17 protein-coding genes are annotated in these 17,574 nt (G+C 41.0%); 15 read left to right on the forward strand and 2 right to left on the reverse strand.

Annotated features, from left to right (window positions below; translation table 11 throughout):
• Positions 1 to 120: 120 nt before the first annotated feature.
• A complete protein-coding gene (gene queG / locus LJD61_RS16820) occupies positions 121 to 1,011 on the forward strand; it encodes a tRNA epoxyqueuosine(34) reductase QueG (RefSeq protein ID WP_255228715.1) in 891 nt (296 codons plus the stop codon).
• Positions 1,012 to 1,026: 15 nt separating this feature from the next.
• Here queG and LJD61_RS16825 read toward each other — a convergent pair whose 3' ends face one another.
• Positions 1,027 to 2,121, reverse strand: a complete 1,095-nt coding sequence (locus LJD61_RS16825) for a threonine aldolase family protein (RefSeq protein ID WP_255228716.1) — start codon at positions 2,119 to 2,121, stop codon at positions 1,027 to 1,029.
• Positions 2,122 to 2,646: 525 nt separating this feature from the next.
• Here LJD61_RS16825 and LJD61_RS20390 point away from each other — a divergent pair.
• The 14 genes from LJD61_RS20390 to LJD61_RS16895 all read left to right on the forward strand — a co-directional run bounded on the left by LJD61_RS20390 (position 2,647) and on the right by LJD61_RS16895 (position 16,713).
• Positions 2,647 to 3,981, forward strand: coding sequence for a peptidoglycan-binding domain-containing protein (locus LJD61_RS20390; protein ID WP_303740807.1), 1,335 nt, complete (start codon positions 2,647 to 2,649; stop codon positions 3,979 to 3,981).
• 773 nt (positions 3,982 to 4,754) lie between these two features.
• On the forward strand, positions 4,755 to 5,456 hold the full coding sequence (gene vanR / locus LJD61_RS16835) for a VanR-ABDEGLN family response regulator transcription factor (RefSeq protein WP_255228717.1): 702 nt from the start codon (positions 4,755 to 4,757) through the stop codon (positions 5,454 to 5,456).
• The gene (locus LJD61_RS16840) at positions 5,446 to 6,573 is read left to right on the forward strand and encodes a sensor histidine kinase (protein WP_333783144.1); all 1,128 of its coding nucleotides are present in this window, start codon (positions 5,446 to 5,448) and stop codon (positions 6,571 to 6,573) included. The genes vanR and LJD61_RS16840 overlap by 11 nt, the downstream gene beginning before the upstream one ends.
• Before the next feature lie 122 nt (positions 6,574 to 6,695).
• A complete protein-coding gene (locus LJD61_RS16845; protein WP_255228718.1) occupies positions 6,696 to 8,123 on the forward strand; it encodes a VanZ family protein in 1,428 nt (475 codons plus the stop codon).
• Positions 8,124 to 8,365: 242 nt separating this feature from the next.
• Positions 8,366 to 8,527: a hypothetical protein gene (locus tag LJD61_RS20830; RefSeq protein WP_255228773.1), complete on the forward strand. Its 162-nt coding sequence runs from the start codon at positions 8,366 to 8,368 to the stop codon at positions 8,525 to 8,527.
• Between the two features lie 57 nt (positions 8,528 to 8,584).
• Entirely contained in the window at positions 8,585 to 8,854 is a 270-nt protein-coding gene (locus LJD61_RS16855) for a recombinase family protein (RefSeq protein WP_255228719.1), read from the forward strand.
• A complete protein-coding gene (locus LJD61_RS16860; RefSeq protein WP_408615717.1) occupies positions 8,800 to 8,985 on the forward strand; it encodes a hypothetical protein in 186 nt (61 codons plus the stop codon). The genes LJD61_RS16855 and LJD61_RS16860 overlap by 55 nt, the downstream gene beginning before the upstream one ends.
• Before the next feature lie 303 nt (positions 8,986 to 9,288).
• The gene (locus tag LJD61_RS16865; RefSeq protein WP_255228721.1) at positions 9,289 to 10,635 is read left to right on the forward strand and encodes an MATE family efflux transporter; all 1,347 of its coding nucleotides are present in this window, start codon (positions 9,289 to 9,291) and stop codon (positions 10,633 to 10,635) included.
• Between the two features lie 221 nt (positions 10,636 to 10,856).
• Positions 10,857 to 11,861, forward strand: a complete 1,005-nt coding sequence (locus LJD61_RS16870) for an ABC transporter ATP-binding protein (protein ID WP_255228722.1) — start codon at positions 10,857 to 10,859, stop codon at positions 11,859 to 11,861.
• Positions 11,845 to 12,645, forward strand: a complete 801-nt coding sequence (locus LJD61_RS16875) for an ABC transporter permease (protein ID WP_255228723.1) — start codon at positions 11,845 to 11,847, stop codon at positions 12,643 to 12,645. The genes LJD61_RS16870 and LJD61_RS16875 overlap by 17 nt, the downstream gene beginning before the upstream one ends.
• The gene (locus LJD61_RS16880) at positions 12,629 to 13,426 is read left to right on the forward strand and encodes an ABC transporter permease (RefSeq protein WP_255228724.1); all 798 of its coding nucleotides are present in this window, start codon (positions 12,629 to 12,631) and stop codon (positions 13,424 to 13,426) included. Before LJD61_RS16875 ends, LJD61_RS16880 begins: the two co-directional genes overlap by 17 nt.
• 90 nt (positions 13,427 to 13,516) lie before the next feature.
• Positions 13,517 to 13,924: a hypothetical protein gene (locus LJD61_RS16885; protein ID WP_255228725.1), complete on the forward strand. Its 408-nt coding sequence runs from the start codon at positions 13,517 to 13,519 to the stop codon at positions 13,922 to 13,924.
• 120 nt (positions 13,925 to 14,044) lie between these two features.
• Entirely contained in the window at positions 14,045 to 15,637 is a 1,593-nt protein-coding gene (locus LJD61_RS16890) for an S-layer homology domain-containing protein (protein WP_255228726.1), read from the forward strand.
• 179 nt (positions 15,638 to 15,816) lie between these two features.
• Entirely contained in the window at positions 15,817 to 16,713 is an 897-nt protein-coding gene (locus tag LJD61_RS16895; RefSeq protein WP_255228727.1) for a GNAT family N-acetyltransferase, read from the forward strand.
• Positions 16,714 to 16,730: 17 nt separating this feature from the next.
• On the opposite strand, the gene LJD61_RS16900 is transcribed toward LJD61_RS16895, so the two are convergent.
• Positions 16,731 to 17,477 (reverse strand): VCBS repeat-containing protein, encoded by a 747-nt coding sequence (locus LJD61_RS16900; RefSeq protein ID WP_255228728.1) that lies wholly within the window; start codon positions 17,475 to 17,477, stop codon positions 16,731 to 16,733.
• Positions 17,478 to 17,574 lie beyond the last annotated feature (97 nt).

The following is a 17,574-nucleotide window of genomic DNA, read 5'->3' on the forward strand; positions in this document are numbered from 1 at the left end:
AGTTTTGACGCAGCCCTATACAAGCTTACAAAGTCTTAGCCTTGAAACTTTATACTTGTTATCAGCTACCACAACGAGTTAAATTTAAGATTTGAGTAAAAGGTGACTGGAAGGATGCAGATGAAGGAAGAACTGTTAAGGTTTTGCAATTCAATAAATATAGAATATGCAGGAATAGCCCCGACCGGACCTTACGATGATTTTCGGGAGGTATGGAGGAAGCAGATCGAAAGAGGGCATATATCAGGTCTTGAGGAAAAGGATTTTGAAAGAAGGATAAACCCGAGCCTGACCCTGGAGGATGTGAAATCCGTCATAGTATGCCTGTTCCCTTATTATACGGGGAACGCAGAGGGAGCTAACCTGTCCAAATATGCTTATGGCATGGATTATCATATAATAGTCAAGGAAAAGCTTGAAGCCATTGGAAGATTTTTAGACCGGAAAATAGAGAGCTTTCATTATAAGGCTTTTGTGGATGCAGGTCCCTTAAGCGACAGGTATCTGGCTTATAAAGCCGGCCTTGGCTTTTGGGGGATCAATAATCACATAATAACGGACAAATATGGCTCTTATGTGTTTATCGGCTATATACTCAACAATTACCCCTTTGAAGCGGATAAACCCCAGGAGAGGACCTGCCTCAAATGCTTTAACTGTGTGAGAAGCTGTCCCGGGCAGTGCATACTGGGAGATTTCACGATAAACCCATTGAGATGCAAGTCCTATATAACCCAGAAGAAGGAAGAGCTTACTGGTGAGGATATAGAGATATTAAAGAAGCATCGATTGGTATGGGGCTGTGATGTCTGCCAGGATGTATGCCCTCATAATCAAAAGGTTGAGAAAACAATAATGGAAGAATTTAAGAAAGATCTCATATACAATGTTGATTGCGAAGAGCTCAGCCGGATTTCCAACAAGGAATTCATAAGAAGGTATGGGAAAAGAGCTTTCGGCTGGAGAGGCAGAAAGGTATTGCTCAGAAGCTGTGAGATATTGCGCGAATAGGGGCCGGTCCGGCCCCTATTTTTTCATAAGCTTGATAAACTCCGACTCCAGCCGGTCAAAGGCCTTATCCAAAATTTCCTGAGGAATGAGTTCGAAGCTGTCGCCAAAGGACAATTCAGATTTACAGGTAGAGCCGTCTATTTCCTTGAAATTTGTTACTATAGCAAGATCGTATTTCTCTATAATATCAGCAAATATGCTTTCCAGATTTTCTTTAGTTGCAGCAAAATATGCATGAAACATATTGCAAACCGGCATCTCGGGTACAGTTTTCACGCCTTTAAGCTTGTTTAATCTTTCGGCTGCGGCTAAAGCATGCCGCCAGTATTTTTTCATATTTCCTATGCGTTTGTTCATGCAATGCTCAGCATTGATGATATAGGGATACAGGCTTATCAGATCGCCGCCGTGCCTTCTTTTCCATACCTTAGCATTCTCGGTGAATTCGGCACTTCCGGCAAGCATAGCTCCGGCAATTCCCCCCAGGCCTTTATAAAAGGAGATGTAGACGCTGTCAAACAAGCTGCAGACATCGGCTGCAGATTTATTGTAATAAGGCAGTACCTCAAAAAGGCGCGCACCGTCCAAATGAAGCTTTATTCCTTCATTCCTACAGAAATCCGAAATACTGATCAATTCCTCCCATGAAGGCAGCTGACCGCCTATTTCACGCTGCGGAAGCTCGATCAGCAGGCATGCGATCGGCTTATTTACGGATTTCAGATCATCCATATTGAAAAGCCTGTCTTTGGTGCCGAGCAAAGCCGGCTCTAAATGGTGAAGCATCTTCATGCCGTCTTTTTCATGGATCTCCAAATGGCAAAGCGGATGATAAGCCACATTTTTCAGACCCTTTGCATCACACCATATCCGCAGAGCTATCTGCTGCGCCATGGTTCCGCTGGGAAAAAACACGGCATTCTCTTTCCCGAGGAAGCATGCGATATCTTTCTCGAAATCATTGATTATACTGCCGGTCCCATAAATATCAGTCTCCATAGCAGGGTCCGCATTTTCAAAGGATTCCATCAGCGCACCGATTCGCCTGTCGCCATGGCCGGTAAGCCTGTATCTGGCAGCCTTGCAAATTTCATTATAAGATTTAGGCATGGCAATCGCCTCCTTAAGCTTTAATATAGTTTGATTATAACATTTATTTACTGTCTCTCGCTCTGTATATTTTGGTTGTGATATGAATTATTATGATGAGAAGAGCTGCGGAGCAGATCAGAATGCAAATCTTTCGTATTCAAAGTTAAATTTATTGCATAATATTTGCCTAGAAACGAATATAGTTTGTGTAGAAAAACATTTAAATTAATCCATTGAAATGCAAATAAAAACATTATATAATATAATAACCAGCGTTTATGCAGATTTAATCGTTAGTTATTTCTCAAACATATTCATGATTTGGGAGGAGGTATAGTATCGCCCATAAATGCATACATTTTGTATTGATAGTATTGAATTACATATTTACGTATAAAATTGGCATAGAAACTATTTGAAGCCCTTTCCTGCAGTGCATGGGAAAGTCTAGATTGAAAGGGAGTGTTCCTTTTATTACAGTAAATTTCAGCATATAGCAAAATAGGAGCAATTCCTTCAAAATAAATACAAGGAGGGTATTCTTTGAAAAACAGTGTAAAAAAAGTATCCTATTTATTAGCCGCAATTTTATTGCTTTCTATCGCAGTAGGCGGTCCAAAATTCGGCCCATTCGGCGTTGATGTTGTTTCTGCTGCCACCGGACAAGCCAACCAGCCTGCACCGGCTGCACCAAAGACGCCGGCTGCACCAAAAACACCTGGCATATCAGAGACTGCAACAAGCATCGCACGTTTGCTTGCCTTTGGCTCATACGGTGGCGATGTCAAGCTTTTGCAGACAGCGCTCAACACCAACGGATACAATCTTAAGGCTGACGGCATTTTTGGAAAGCTTACTTTAGCTGCAGTGGAGAGCTATCAGAGCAAAAATGGCCTTAAGGCTGATGGGATAGTAGGGCCAAAAACTCTTGCAAAGCTGAATCCGGTTGCAGCCGCACCGGCTCCCACTCCTGCTCCGATTCCCGAAGCAGGTAAAGTCTCGGTAAAGCTTGGGAAAGTAGAATTTGCTGCACACGGAACCAAATGCTATACGGTAGCGATTGTTGCTATGGCAGGGGATAAAATTGCAGCTGCACTATTGGATGATTATCAGATAACGGCTCCTGAAGGATACAAGGGAGTACCGAATTCAGATGCTGATTTCGGCAAGGGCATTGCAGACGGAAACATTCTGGTTTCCAAGAGAGCAAATGCCGCCGCATACAGCGCAAACATGGTGGCCAAGGCCGGCTCAACAGTACCTGTGGACAAGTCTTTGGACGCTATCCAGGCATATGCGGCAGGAAAGACGATAGCAGAGCTGGAGAAGACTCTGGCAGCAACTCCTGCCGATAAGATGGTGGATGCAGTGAGCGGAGCTACGCTGGTGGATACATACGGCTATGTTTCTGCAATAGTTGAAGCTGCAAAAGCTGTTGCCGAAGTGAAAGCTGATGCGGTAAGCGGAGCTTCAATGGCAGCAGATGAAGCATCTCTATTAAAGGCGATCAGCAAAGACGGCACCTGGATTATCGCTTTTGAAAAAGACTTTGATACTGGCAAAGAGCTTGTATTAGACGGCGAATTCATTAATAAGGATAAGCCGGCACGCAAGATGGCTCTTTATACCCAGGACGAAAATAAAAAGGTTATCGATTCCTTCACTTTGACAGCTCCGAAGCTGACTGTAAAGAGTCCGGCTGCAAGGATCCAAAACGGAACCTTCAAAGGCGACCTTTATGTTTCGGCGCCTAATTTCCAATTGGTCGGAGCAAAGGTTGATGGGAATGTATACTTCACAACCCAGGAAGCCAAAGATACATTTGTTATGGATGAAAAGAGCTCCATAACAGGAGTACAAGAGATAAAGGCTGATTAAGCAAACATTTTAACAGTTTTATAAGAAAACCGCAATTTGCTTACTACAAATTGCGGTTTTCAAGTAGTCTTTTTACAATTGTTCTCCCAAAGTATCCGGCAGCGCCGGCAACTAAATAAAGCTCATTCACATTTATCAATCTTATTTCTTATCTCAAGCATTTGCATGTCTGTTTCTGCTATAAACTGCGTGTAAAAAATTCCGTATAATCCCGGCTGAAACTTATATGGCAGTATTTTTGTAAATAGAGTTAATGAGCTTATATGCTTTGCGAAAAATCCTGGCAATGTCAGTATGGCTGCTATGAGAAAGACACCCTGTCTTCCTACCGCCAAAATATCAAATGCTACTGTTGAAATAATGGAAAATAAGGTTGTCCATATAAGTGATATTTTTATAGCTTCTCTCCCTCATGCTCTCCCTGCCGGAAAATTGGGATTACACCACAAAGTTATTACATTTTACTGTTCACCTTTGTTTTTTGGATATGATTATACATAGCATATAGTTAATTTAAATAAATCATGTGAATTCTCGCTATTGTTCGGGTTTCCGTATATAATATAGAGTAGAATAAAAATAAAGGATGAATTAATATGGATTACATTCCTGCAACGGAAGCCGCCAAAAAGTGGGGAATTTCAGAACGGCGAGTACAAAAAGTTTTAGTGTTATGAAAATCTTAATAACTTCTCATGAAATAAATCAGAAATATAGTTGCCGTATTTAGTAAAATAGTAAAGTGTCATGTTTGCCTGAAAGGAGCTGAAATCATGAGTGATAAGGTTCTCGTCGTTGATGACGAGCATGAAATAGCAGATTTGATAGAAGTGTATCTGCAAAATGAAAATTACGAGGTATTAAAGTTTTATTCTGCAAAGGAAGCTCTTGCCTGCATTGAAGCGATGGAGGTTGACCTTGCAATTTTAGATATTATGTTGCCGGATATCAGCGGCTTCACACTTTGCCAGAAAATACGGGAACGGCATACCTATCCCATCATTATGCTGACTGCCAAAGATGAAGAAATCGATAAAATCACCGGCCTTACATTGGGTGCTGACGATTATATCACAAAGCCCTTTCGCCCGCTTGAAGTCGTAGCACGAGTGAAAGCACAATTACGGCGGTATAAAAAGTATAACCCCGGGCATGGGGAAGATGTGGAAAAAGATATCATCCTTCATTCCGGCCTTGTAATGAATATTAAAACACATGAGTGTTTCTTAAACGAAGAACCGCTTACACTGACACCTACGGAATTTTCAATTTTGCGTATCCTTTTAGAGAACAAAGGTAATGTTGTAAGTGCAGAGGATTTATTCCATAAAATTTGGAAGGATGAATATTACAGCAAAAGCAACAATACGATCACTGTCCACATCCGTCATCTCCGAGAAAAAATGAATGATACTGTTGAAAATCCCAAATATATTAAAACAATATGGGGAGTAGGATATAAAATTGAAAACTAAAAATAAAAGGCAGTTCGATTATACCCGTTTGCAAATTAAAATTTTGTTTGCCCTGATTGGAGTAATAGCCGCCTTGCTTCTGGCTCTTGTTCTAATATACTTTTTGCATTGGAACAGCATCGGCGGGAGATGGATTTCTCAGGTGGCAGCAGATTTCCTTCAAATGGGTTTTTTTGTGGGACAAAATATATACAAGCCATTTTTCATCTTGATTGTATTGCTTATCTGTGCAGGTTTTTTTTTCGTAATCCGCGCATTTTTGCGCTACGTTACCAAGCCACTGTCCGATGTTGAGCAGAGTCTAGGGATGCTTCTCATTGACAATTCGGAGGAAATTCGCTTGCCGGAAGAACTCACTGCCATCACACAAAGGCTAAACGCTATGAAACAAACCTTGGAACGCCGGAACCTGGAAGCCCAATCAGCCGAACAACGTAAAAACGAGCTTGTGATGTACCTTGCCCACGACATTCGCACTCCCCTTACTTCTGTAATAGGATATTTAAGTTTGCTGGAAGAAGTGGAAAATATGCCGCTGGAGCAGAGGAAAAAATGCACGCATATCGCACTCGATAAATCATATAGGCTGGAAAAAATGATCAATGAATTTTTTGAGATAACCCGATATAATCTACAACAAATCCAAATAGAAAAAACGGATATAGACCTCTACTATATGTTGGTACAATTAACCGATGAACTGCTGCCCATTTTGTCAAGCCACGGAAACACTGCCGTTTTACATGCAGACGAAGAATTAATGATCTATGGCGATTCTGAAAAGCTGGGGCGGGTTTTTACCAATGTTCTGAAGAATGCGACTGCTTATAGCTTCCCGAATACAGAAATTCACATCATAGCCCAAAAAAGCGAAGATACCGTAACAATCACATTTCAAAACAAGGGCGATACCATACCGCCTGAAAAATGTGCTGCTATATTTGAAAAGTTTTATCGTCTTGACGAAGCTCGAGCAAGTGATACCGGGGGAGCAGGATTGGGACTTGCAATTGCTAAAGAAATTATTATTTTACATGGTGGCTCAATTACTGTGGAAAGCCATGAACATATAACTTCTTTTGTTATTACACTTCCGTTAAATCACACCGCATCTTAATATTTTCTTAGGAATTTATCAAGGAAGTATTAAATTTGAGACGGTACAGATGGGATATACTGTAGTTAATAAATTGCGAAGACTTTTACCTTCAACTACAGTATAAAAGCGGAGGATGTTTTATGGATATTATTACAATTTTTCAAGTATTGCTCCGATGGGGTGTGTTTGCACTCATCGGAGGCCTTTTATTGGCACTTACCATTTCTGTCGGCTACATGATATATAAAAAAGCGTTTCATGGCCAAAAGAGTATGTCGAAAACGCAGGGGATTATCCTGTTTCTTTTGTCCTGCTGGCTGTTGCTGGTACTGGCACTGACCACCTTAAGCCGCGGTGCAAACTTCACCGGCAGCTTTAATATTGACTTTTTCAGCGCCTACGTCAACGCATGGAATAAGTGGTCAATCAGCGAATTGCAGCTTATTATCTTCAATATGCTGATGTTTACACCGTTGGGATTTTTATTACCGCTTTTCTGGAAGAAGGCAGAGAAGTTCAAGGTAACTCTTTTCGTGTCTATTGGGCTGACTGTCTGTATTGAAATCGTACAATTATTGACGGGAACCGGGATTTTTGAACTTGATGACTTATTCCACAACTGCATTGGAAGTATGCTTGGATATTTTTGTATAATGGCAGTGCTTTCTATTATTAGGGAAAGACGCGTTCGTTTTGTTCCCATAGGCAAAGTGCTGATACTCCCGTGTGTCATTGGAATGATAATTGGCACGGTGTCGTTTGTTTATGAGCAGCAGCCTTACGGAAATATGCCTATTCTTCCTGCGGCAAAGCAGGATATGTCAATGATTAATCTTACAGCCGACCTTTCCTTAACAGAGCAACCGGCATGGGCCTCCATATATAAAAACACCTATGCGGAGGATCAGGATTATATAGAACGAATTATAGCTCAGCTTTCCGAATCGGAAGATGTTATCTTTTCTGGTGTTCAACGACGTGAAGGCGAAAACCGTGTTTACACTGGCAAAAGTCCCAATAGTGAAGATGTTCAACTCAACTTCTTTTTTAGGACAGGACATTGGCGTTACACAACATGGCGTGATACCGCTACATTGACAGAGGAAGCAGCGAAGAGCTACGGAGACTTTTATAAAAACTGGCTGAAAGAAAGTGGACTGCTCCCTGATACCGCTGTTTTCAGTATACAAAACAACGATACGCTTCGATGGGACGCACCGGAAGAGAACGACCTGTCAATTGCCAAAACCGCATTCACATCCGGCTCTATCTTAATGCAGTTTGATAGCAATTTGGAACTTACTTCCATGCATTACGGAATCAGCTGGAATGAATATGTAGCAACGGAAGAAATTATTTCTCCCAAAGCAGCCTTTAAAAAGGTTGAAGATGGAAACTTTGAACAATATGTCCCCTTCCGGCAGGGAGATACACTGTGGGTAAAAGAATGTAAGCTCGCTTATGTTTACGATACAAAAGGATTTTATCAGCCTGTTTATCGATTTACTGGATATATCAACAATAATGATAATTCATGGGATTGTCAGATCCCTGCTTTGGCAAAATAGCACTTCATGTTATGCTTAAAACAATATGAACGTAAAAATCTATTAAGCTTTAAATTTACAAACGGGAGAATCTTAGGGAAATATCAACTTTATTTTAGGGTTTTCTTAGGAGTTTAACAACTTAATATTAAAAAACGGCCTGGCTGTTATTGATAACATAGTCTTATCAAAGCAGGCAGGCTTTTTGATTCTAAAAAGGAAAGGTACATGAAACGTAAACACATTACACAACCTTAGTTGATATATCTGATATCCCTAATGTTATGTGTGGGTATATTGCCGTTATAATAGGAAAATCCGATAATGCTGAAATAACAGCCTATGACTTAGCGGAACAAGCAGAAACAATTAAGAATAAACTGTTAAGTCGTTTAGTAGCATGGTTAGAAAGAGTAATGATTTAATTGCTAAAAATGTATTATAGAACCGCACGACGGAAATAAAAAACCGTCGCCTTGCGGTTGAATATCTATGCTGTAAAAAGCTATAAAGACAAGATGTATATCGGAACAATGGTACAGGGGCGGCAAAAAGTCATCAGCTATAAGGTTCACGACAAAGTTGCCACCTCGGAGGATGAATGGTATGAGGTACCAGATACCCATGAGCCTATTTTGGAGCAAGCAGTGTTCAACCGTGCGCAGGAGCTTCTGCAAAGGGCAGCTATGTATATTATATGTGCTCTACTTATAAGCGAAAGTCAAAGGATAAATGCAAAAAGCACACCATGAGGCTTGATATTCTGGAAACGGCTGTTCTGATGGCAATAAGCAAGCAAATTGAACTGATCGAAAACCTTGAAGGCATTATCGCTGAAATCAATAATGCTTCTTATGAAGCAGATCCAACTCCAAGCCCCTGACCTAATGCAGCGACTACCAGGAAAATGGGGAAAGCTACAGATACTGCACCGATTGCAGCAGTATCATGAAGCATTCCAACAAAGGCAGTATCTGTTGTATAAATTCCGGACAATATTAATGCTATCCACATATCCTGGTTGACAGGTGGAGTATTGCGATGGGCAGGTGATCCTGTGTCAAGAATAATAACATTTAAAGCAGCTAAAGAAGGAATATAGCGAAAAGCATAGAAATATGTAAAGTATATATGATAAATAAACAAGAACAAATATGAAAGGGCATAATGCAGCAGGTATGATTTCATGAAGGGTGATATGACTAGGGGAAATACGACGAGGATATTGATCAAGTTTGCAATTCCTCTTTTGCTGGGGAATTTGTTTCAACAGCTTTATAATACGACGGACGCTATAATAGTGGGAAGATATATAGGAAAGAACGCATTGGCAGCGGTAGGGGTTGCAAATCCGATTATGTCTGTTGCCATCTTCTTTATATTCGGTATATGCATCGGCACTTCGGTGCTTATGGCTCAGCTTTTCGGAGCCGGGAAATATGATGAATTAAAAAAAGAGGTTTCTACCTCATTGATTGCCGGGATAATTTTTACTATAGCATTATCTATTGTTTGCATCCTTCTATCCAGATGGATGCTCATAATAACAGGTACGCCTGAGGAGATTTTAGATGATGCCGATATATTTTTAAAGATAATATTCGGCGGGCTGATCTTTTCCTTCTTATATAATTTTTATTCATCCTCGCTCAGAGCCATAGGGGATTCAAACACACCGCTGATATTTCTGATCATTTCCTGTGTGCTCAATGCAGTGTTATGTATTGTTTTCGTTGCAGGCTTTAAGCTGGGTGTAGCCGGTTCGGCGATTGCAACGGTGATCGCACAAGGCATATCGTCCTTATTATGCGTGGCATATGTTTATACCAGAATTCCGTTGCTCAGCCTTAAAAAGGATGAGCTTGTGGTGGAAAAAGACTTGTTGAAGCTAAGCCTCCAATATAGCTGGGTGACAGCGCTGCAGCAGACTTGCATATATATTGGAAAGCTTATGGTCCAGGGAGTTGTTAATCCCTTTGGGACAAATGCCATAGCTGCCTACAACTCTGTTACAAGGATCGATTCCTTTGTAATGGCGGGCGGCGAAAGCTTATCTGCATCTGTTGCAACCTATTCCGCTCAAAACAAAGGCGCGGGCAAGACGGACAGGATTATGGAAGGCTTCAAGAAAAGTGCTGCCATAATGGCTGTATATAGTATTATTATAGGCCTGGCCATATACTTCAAAGCCGAAGGCATAATGAAGCTGTTTGTCTCCGCTGATGAAAAAGAAGTCATATCCATAGGCATAGGATACTTAAAAGCTATATCATTTTTTTACATGCTTTCAAATATCAACAATGTTTTTCAAGGATTATTCAGAGGGATCGGCAAGCTGCGCATAACATTTTTTGCTACCTTCATACAGATCATCATAAGGGTTGCATTGTCTTATATCCTTGCGCCCCATTTCGGCATCGCAAGCGTATGCTATGCCATTGCTGCCGGATGGGTGGTAATGCTTGTATATGAAATGCTGTCTTATAGAAAATATTTTAAAGAAATCAAGGATGAAGAAAGAGCAACGATCTAATATCATATAGCATTTTCACGAACATATGTATTGAAATGTATGTTAAATATGATACAATATCATAAGAGAGTGTATCTAGGGTTCCGGCTTTATAGCGTCTGGTCCGAGCGATGCAGGATAACATCTACACTTTTGGGAGAAAAGCCCGGAGGACGAGTCTCTGTTCGGAGATTTGTCCCGGGGCTTTATTTTTTTACCTATTTATTGGGGAGGGGTTATTCATGAGCGTAATAAAAGTTCAAAATCTATGCAAGACCTTTAAGGTAAAAACTAAAGAAGCGGGTTTAAAGGGCAGTGTGAAGTCTATTTTTACTCCTTCCTTCAGGGAGATCCATGCGGTAAATAATATTTCCTTTGAGGTTGAGGAGGGTGAAATATTGGCCTTCATAGGCCTTAACGGAGCAGGGAAATCCACCACCATAAAAATGATGACGGGGATATTGCATCCGACCTCCGGCAGCATAGAAGTGCTGGGGATGGATCCTGCAAATCAAAGGAAAAGATTATCATATAAAATCGGTACGGTGTTTGGACAAAAGTCTCAGCTTTGGTTTCATCTGCCACCCTTGGACAGCTTCAACCTGCTGGGCAGCATATACGAACTGGACAAGGAAAAGCTGAAATCAAGGATAGAACTGCTGAAAGAGGTATTTGAAATAGGGGATTTGATGGATATCCCGGTAAGAAAGCTTTCGCTGGGCCAACGGATACGCTGTGAGATAGCGGCGTCTATTCTGCATGAGCCTGAAATAATATTTCTGGATGAGCCTACCATAGGGCTTGATGTGGTGGTAAAGCAGAAGATCAGGGAGCTTATTTTGAAGCTGAACAAAGAGGAGAATACCACTATATTCCTCACCTCTCATGATGCCGGGGATATTGAGCAGCTGTGCAAGAGGGCCATCATAATAAACCATGGAGAAGTGGTGCTCAATGAAACCATCAAGAGGCTTAAATATGATTACCTCAATAAAAAGGTGATACATATCAAATATAATGAGGCGGTGGAAATAGGGAATCATGATTTAGACATACTGAAAAACAGGGGAGATGCCATAAAGGTCCAGGTGGACACATCGAAGCAGGATATTGAGGAGGTCCTGTCAAGCCTGATAAAATGCGGCAAGGTTGAGGACATCATCATATCTGAGCCGCCCCTGGAGGAGATCATATCCTTCATCTATAAGCAGAATAAGGGAGGGGATCGGGATGAAGGCGCTCAATAAATATTTGCAGATATCAAAGATAACAATGTCCAACAGCCTGGTATACTTTTGGAATTTTCTCAGCAAAAATTTATTCTTCATATTCATCATGTTCATATATCTGATGCTCTGGAAAAACATATATGCGCAAAAGGCTACGGCCGCTATGGGAGACCTCACCTTGAACGGAATGATATGGTACTTGATCTTTACCGAGCTTGTAACCTTATCCAGGACAGATTTGCACACCCAGGTAAACGATGATGTAAAGACAGGGAATATTGCTTATCTGCTGAATAAGCCCTACAATTATGTGCTTTATTGCTTTTCATATTTTATAGGGGAAATAGGCACCAGGCTTTTATCCAACAGCTTCATCGGATTGGCTATAGGATTGATCTATGCGGGAGCCATTGAAGATTTCAGCTTCATCAATCTGCCCTTTATCATTTTGTCTTTGCTCACAGGCTGTGCCATAAACTTTTTTATATACCTGTGCCTGGCATTGACTTCCTTTTGGGTGGAGGAAAACAGCGCTTTTTTCTGGATTTATTCAAAATTGATATTTACATTGGGCGGTATGCTGATGCCTATAGACCTTTTCCCGGAATGGCTCCAGAGCATATCCCGATACATGCCCTTTGCTTATGTGACATATGTCCCTGCAAGGTTGGCTGTCGATTTCTCCTTTGTGAGCTTTTGGAGGCAATTTCCCATACAGCTGCTGTATTTGGGAGCTTTCTTTGCTGCAGCTGTGTGTCTGTACGGAAAGGGGGTCAGGAATCTGAATGTTAACGGAGGTTAAAAAGAGTCTAAGGCTTATCTGCTGCTATTTTAAATTCAATATATCCTCGGCTATGGAATACAGGGCCAGCTTTCTTGTCCAATGTTTCGGCATGATGCTTAACAACTCAGCCTTTATCTTCTTTTGGTGGATACTATTTAATAATGTGAGCACCATAGGCGGTTATACCTTCCGGGATGAAATGATGCTGTGGGCCATATCTTCTTCCAGCTTCGGTTTTTGTTTCGTGGTCTTCGGCAATGTAGGAAATATAACCAAGATGATACTAAACGGTGAGCTGGACACATATCTGCTGCAGCCCAAGGACCCTCTGGTAAACATAGCTTGCTCAAGGACGGTGGTATCTGCATGGGGGGATGCATTGTACGGCATGATCATATTCTTTCTCATAAGGGGATTTGATGTCAAAGGCTTCCTATTGTTTTTATTGTTCTGCATCACAGGAGCCTTGATATTGGCTTCCGTGCTGGTGTCCTTCCACTCGTTGAGCTTTTATACAGGGAATACGGAAGGGCTGACCCAGCTGGCAATAGAGTTTCTCATATCCTTCAGCATTTATCCTGAGGGAATATTCAGCGGCGGCGTTAGGTTTATACTGTATACCATCATCCCCTCCGCCTTTATAGTATATATACCTGCAGCTGTTATCAAGCAGTTTTCGATATTTATGCTGCTGAAAGTGCTGGGGGTCTCGGTCCTATGGATAGCTACAGCCTATGGCATGTTCTACAAGGGCCTTAAAAAATATGAGTCAGGCAATCTGATAATAAGCAAACTATAATGCAGAAGATGAGAATTTTGGTATAATGAAAAATAGGAGTGCGAGCGTTTAGTCATCGGACAAATATGCGGAGTTGTGAGGTGAGGGCATTTGAAAGGCTTGTATAGGATTCATTCAATTATTCTTTGTTTTGTTGGTGTAGGGGCACTGTTTGGCGGCATGCTGGGGATTACGGACCCTTATGGAGTTTCCTTCGGGATGTCGACTGAGCTTTTAAGGAGGGGGCCTTTTACCAGCTTTCTGATCCCGGGATTGTTTTTATTTATTGTCATCGGATTAGGGCATCTGGCTGCGTTTGTATTTGTTAAAAGAAGGATGAAACTCCATCCCTATATCAGCGGCGCGGCAGGATGCATATTGATGGCCTGGATAATGATCCAATGCTATATGCTGCAGGCGATCAATATTCTGCATGTGATATTTTTCATGATAGGCTTGGCAGAAAGCGGGATCTCTTTGTATATGCTTGTCAAGCTCAAGCAGTTTCCTTTTTCTTAAAATGAGATAGGGGAAACAGATGGAAATAGTTTAGGTTGACAAGAGGGGTATTAAGGCTTATATTACTAGATAAGTTTCAATATTATAAAAATTTATTTAAATACTAAGGAGGAGTGTAAGATGCATTCGATGAAAAAATCAAAAACACTTATTTTTTTCCTGATCATATCTTTATTGATGACTTCCTCAATCAGCATTGTACTCGCCGAAGATGCCTCTGGAACCAACAAGGGCATCACCAGGCTGGAATTCTTCAAGGCAGTCAATGCTTCATTTGGCTTTACTGAAGTATCGGACAAAGAGTATAAGGATTTGACTAAGGATGATGAATCCTATGAAGAAATCAGAAAAGCCGTTGCGGCCGGATATGTCCAAGGATATACGGACGGCACCATAAGACCTGAAAAGCTTATAACAAGGCAAGAAGCTGCAAAAATAGCTGCAGTGGCTTGCGGCTTAAATAATGAGCTTTCCAATTCTGCTTCCGGCTTTGCGGATGCTGGTGAAATCGATGAATGGGCCAGGAATTATGTAGGTATAGTGAAAGACAGATTAATAATGACAGCTTTTGAAGACGGGACATTCGGCCCCCAAAAGCATATCACCGCAGTAGAAGCTAATGAAATAATAAAGAAAGCAAAGGAACAGATCATAAAAAGTGAGGTTGCGGTTACTAGTATAAAATCAGACTATCATATGCATATGATGAGCGGTGAGTTCTCTAAGATTTTTAAAGTTCTAATGGGAGGAGACACTTCTAACGGCAATCTTATTGAAGAATATTCAGGTGAGAAGATTATTTCCTTGCTGGACAGCGCAAATATCGATGCGGCTTTTGTAGTTTCAAACAGTTACATATTGGGCATGGATGGAATCGCAGGAAAAGACGAATATGACGATGTAAAAAAAGAAAATAATTATGTGGCAATTCAGACCGCAAAATATCCGGATAGATTGATCGGATTTTTTAGCTTTAACCCATTGAGAGAGTACGCAGAAGAAGAAATGGAAAGATGCTATAATGAATTGAAGCTGCCCGGTTTGAAATTGCATTTTACAAATTCTGATGTCGATTTAACAAATCCTGAACATTTGATGAAGATCCAAAAGCTATTTAAAAGCGCGGCAGACAAAAACATTCCTATTTTACTCCATTTTAGAAGCAGAAGCCCTGAATTCGGGAAAAGAGACGCAGAGATATTGATCGATGAGGTAATAGAAAAAATACCGAACCTCAAGCTTCAAATAGCTCACCTCGGGGGCTGGGGCGGATTTGATGATGCAGCGGTGCAGGTATTTTCTACATTTATTGAAAAATATGAAAAGAATCCAAGCTTGAATAAAAACAACATATACTTTGATTTTTCCGGTGTAGTGGTGACTGAAAAGGAAAGAATGGAAGGAGTGCTTGAGCCAATCACTGAAGAACAAGCCGACAAAATAGCTGAAATGATGAGAAAATGGGGATTGAGCAATATTGTGATGGGCAGCGACTGGCCTTTTGTTGTTCCGAAAGATTATATAGATAATGTTAAAAAACTATTACCATTGACAGAAGAAGAATTAAATACGATACTCAGCAATGACTCAGCTAAAGTTCTGTTTGAAAAGTCAATGGATAATGGTGCTATAAAGCATCCAAACCTGGAAGAACTGAATAAAAAATTTAAGGATGGAGTAGATTACAATACATCCTTTAGCATAAAATTCTAATAAATATGATTTAGTAGGGGCTGTTGCATAACGGATTTAGCCTGTCATTCCGAAGGAGCAAAGCGACTGAAGAATCTTTTTATTGCAATGTCTTAAAGATTCTTCGCTGTGCTCAGAATGATAAAATTATCATTTTGCAACAGCCTTTACCAGGTTTTGGTAAAAGGGGAGCAGATCGTATGAAAATAGAAGCTTTAAAAGATGAGAGGATTGGGGCATTTGTAGATTACTGTAAAAAGCATAAAATGGAGATAGATGATTCTTTTTTGTATGACGAGGATCTGAAGGACTTTAAACCCGATTATGAAAATCCTACTTATATAGCTGTTGATGAGAAAGGCGAGATAAAAGCAGCAGCCTCCCTTATAATTGATGATTATAACAGGAGGGGCAGGAGAGCGCGCTTTAGAATATTTCACTCGGAGGTTGACGATATCCATTGCTATAATATGCTCATGCAAGCCATATTAAAGCATGCGGAAGGATTGGATAAGGTTTTTATTTTTGTCCCTGTGGTCAACGAAAAATTAATGAGATTCATCGAAGAACTGAAGTTCCGAGTGGAGAGATATTCCTTCCTTCTTGTCAGGGAGGACCCGGAGCTGCCCGAGGTCTGCCTGCCGGAGGATTATGAGTTAAGGGCCTTTGTGCCGGGACATGATGAGGATATTTGGTGCCAGGTAAGGAACGCGGCATTTGCAAAGCTTAAAGGAAGCGAAACGCCTATAACCCCGGAGGGGGTTTCCGCTATCATCTCCGGCAGTGACTATATCGAAGGGGGTTTAATGATACTGTATCATGAGGAAAAACCTGTAGGAGTGGTCAGGTGTGCAGATGATGACTATGAAGGCTCGCCCATAATGAACATAGGTCCCGTTGCAATAATACCGGAGTATCAGGGAAAAGGCCTGGGAAGGAGCCTTCTCAGAGCTGCGCTGAGATTTGCAAAGGATAAAAGCTACGACAGGACAGTGCTCTGTGTAAATGGAGATAACGATAGGGCAAAGGCATTATATATACAAGAAGGCTTTAAACAGGTGGAGGCAGTGGCATGCTGGGAATATTATCTGATATAGCCGTCATGGGGAAGGACTTATTCTTCCCCATATATGCCCACAGTTTGATAAAAGGGTACAAAGCGCTCCCCATCCCACTTCAGTGAAGTCTGTACATAGCCTAGCCCATCTGCATTATACCTGCCGGCAATCCGCTGCTCCGCATATAGCTCATAAGTTCCGTCTCTCTGGAAATCTATAGGATACAGGCCTCCAAGAGGATTAACCCAGCCGCTTATAGGCTCTTTCAACATGCATTCATCATCATAGATCTCAGATAAGTATTCTTCACCCTTATAGGTGATATCCAGTATATACCTTGTGCCCGGCTCTTCAGCGATCACTTCAACCTTGTAGCCGTCCAGATAATTCACTTCATAATTATATTCTTCATCAAATGCTTCAAAATCGAATATCTTATTAGGCTGATCATCTTTGAAGGAGTAAATATAATAATAAGCATATCCGCCGCTTCCGCCGGAATCCATGCTTATAAGGATATCATCCGTTTTATCTCCTGTGAAGTCGCCTAAAAACAATGTCGGGTTATATCCTGTATTCTGCTTTAGGCGGATTATGGTCTCTTTATTGGTCTTACCGTCAATAACTCTCAGCCTTATGTTGCTTCTTATAGGGCTTTCATCTCCATAAGGTTTGTCTCCTATGAGATACACATAATCGACAATTTTATCTCCGTTGACATCTCCCTTTTTAAAATCCAATATATAGCCGATTTTTTTGTTTGCTTTCACAGGCCTTGCGAAATACATAGGGTAATTATACATATTGCCCTTCCTCTCCATAATTAACTTAATCTGTTGTGGTAGCTGATAACAAGTATAAAGCTTCAAGGCTAAGACTTTGTAAGCTTGTATAGGGCTG

This window comes from Lutispora saccharofermentans, assembly GCF_024363565.1.
Classification (GTDB): Bacteria; Bacillota; Clostridia; order Lutisporales; family Lutisporaceae; genus Lutispora; species Lutispora saccharofermentans.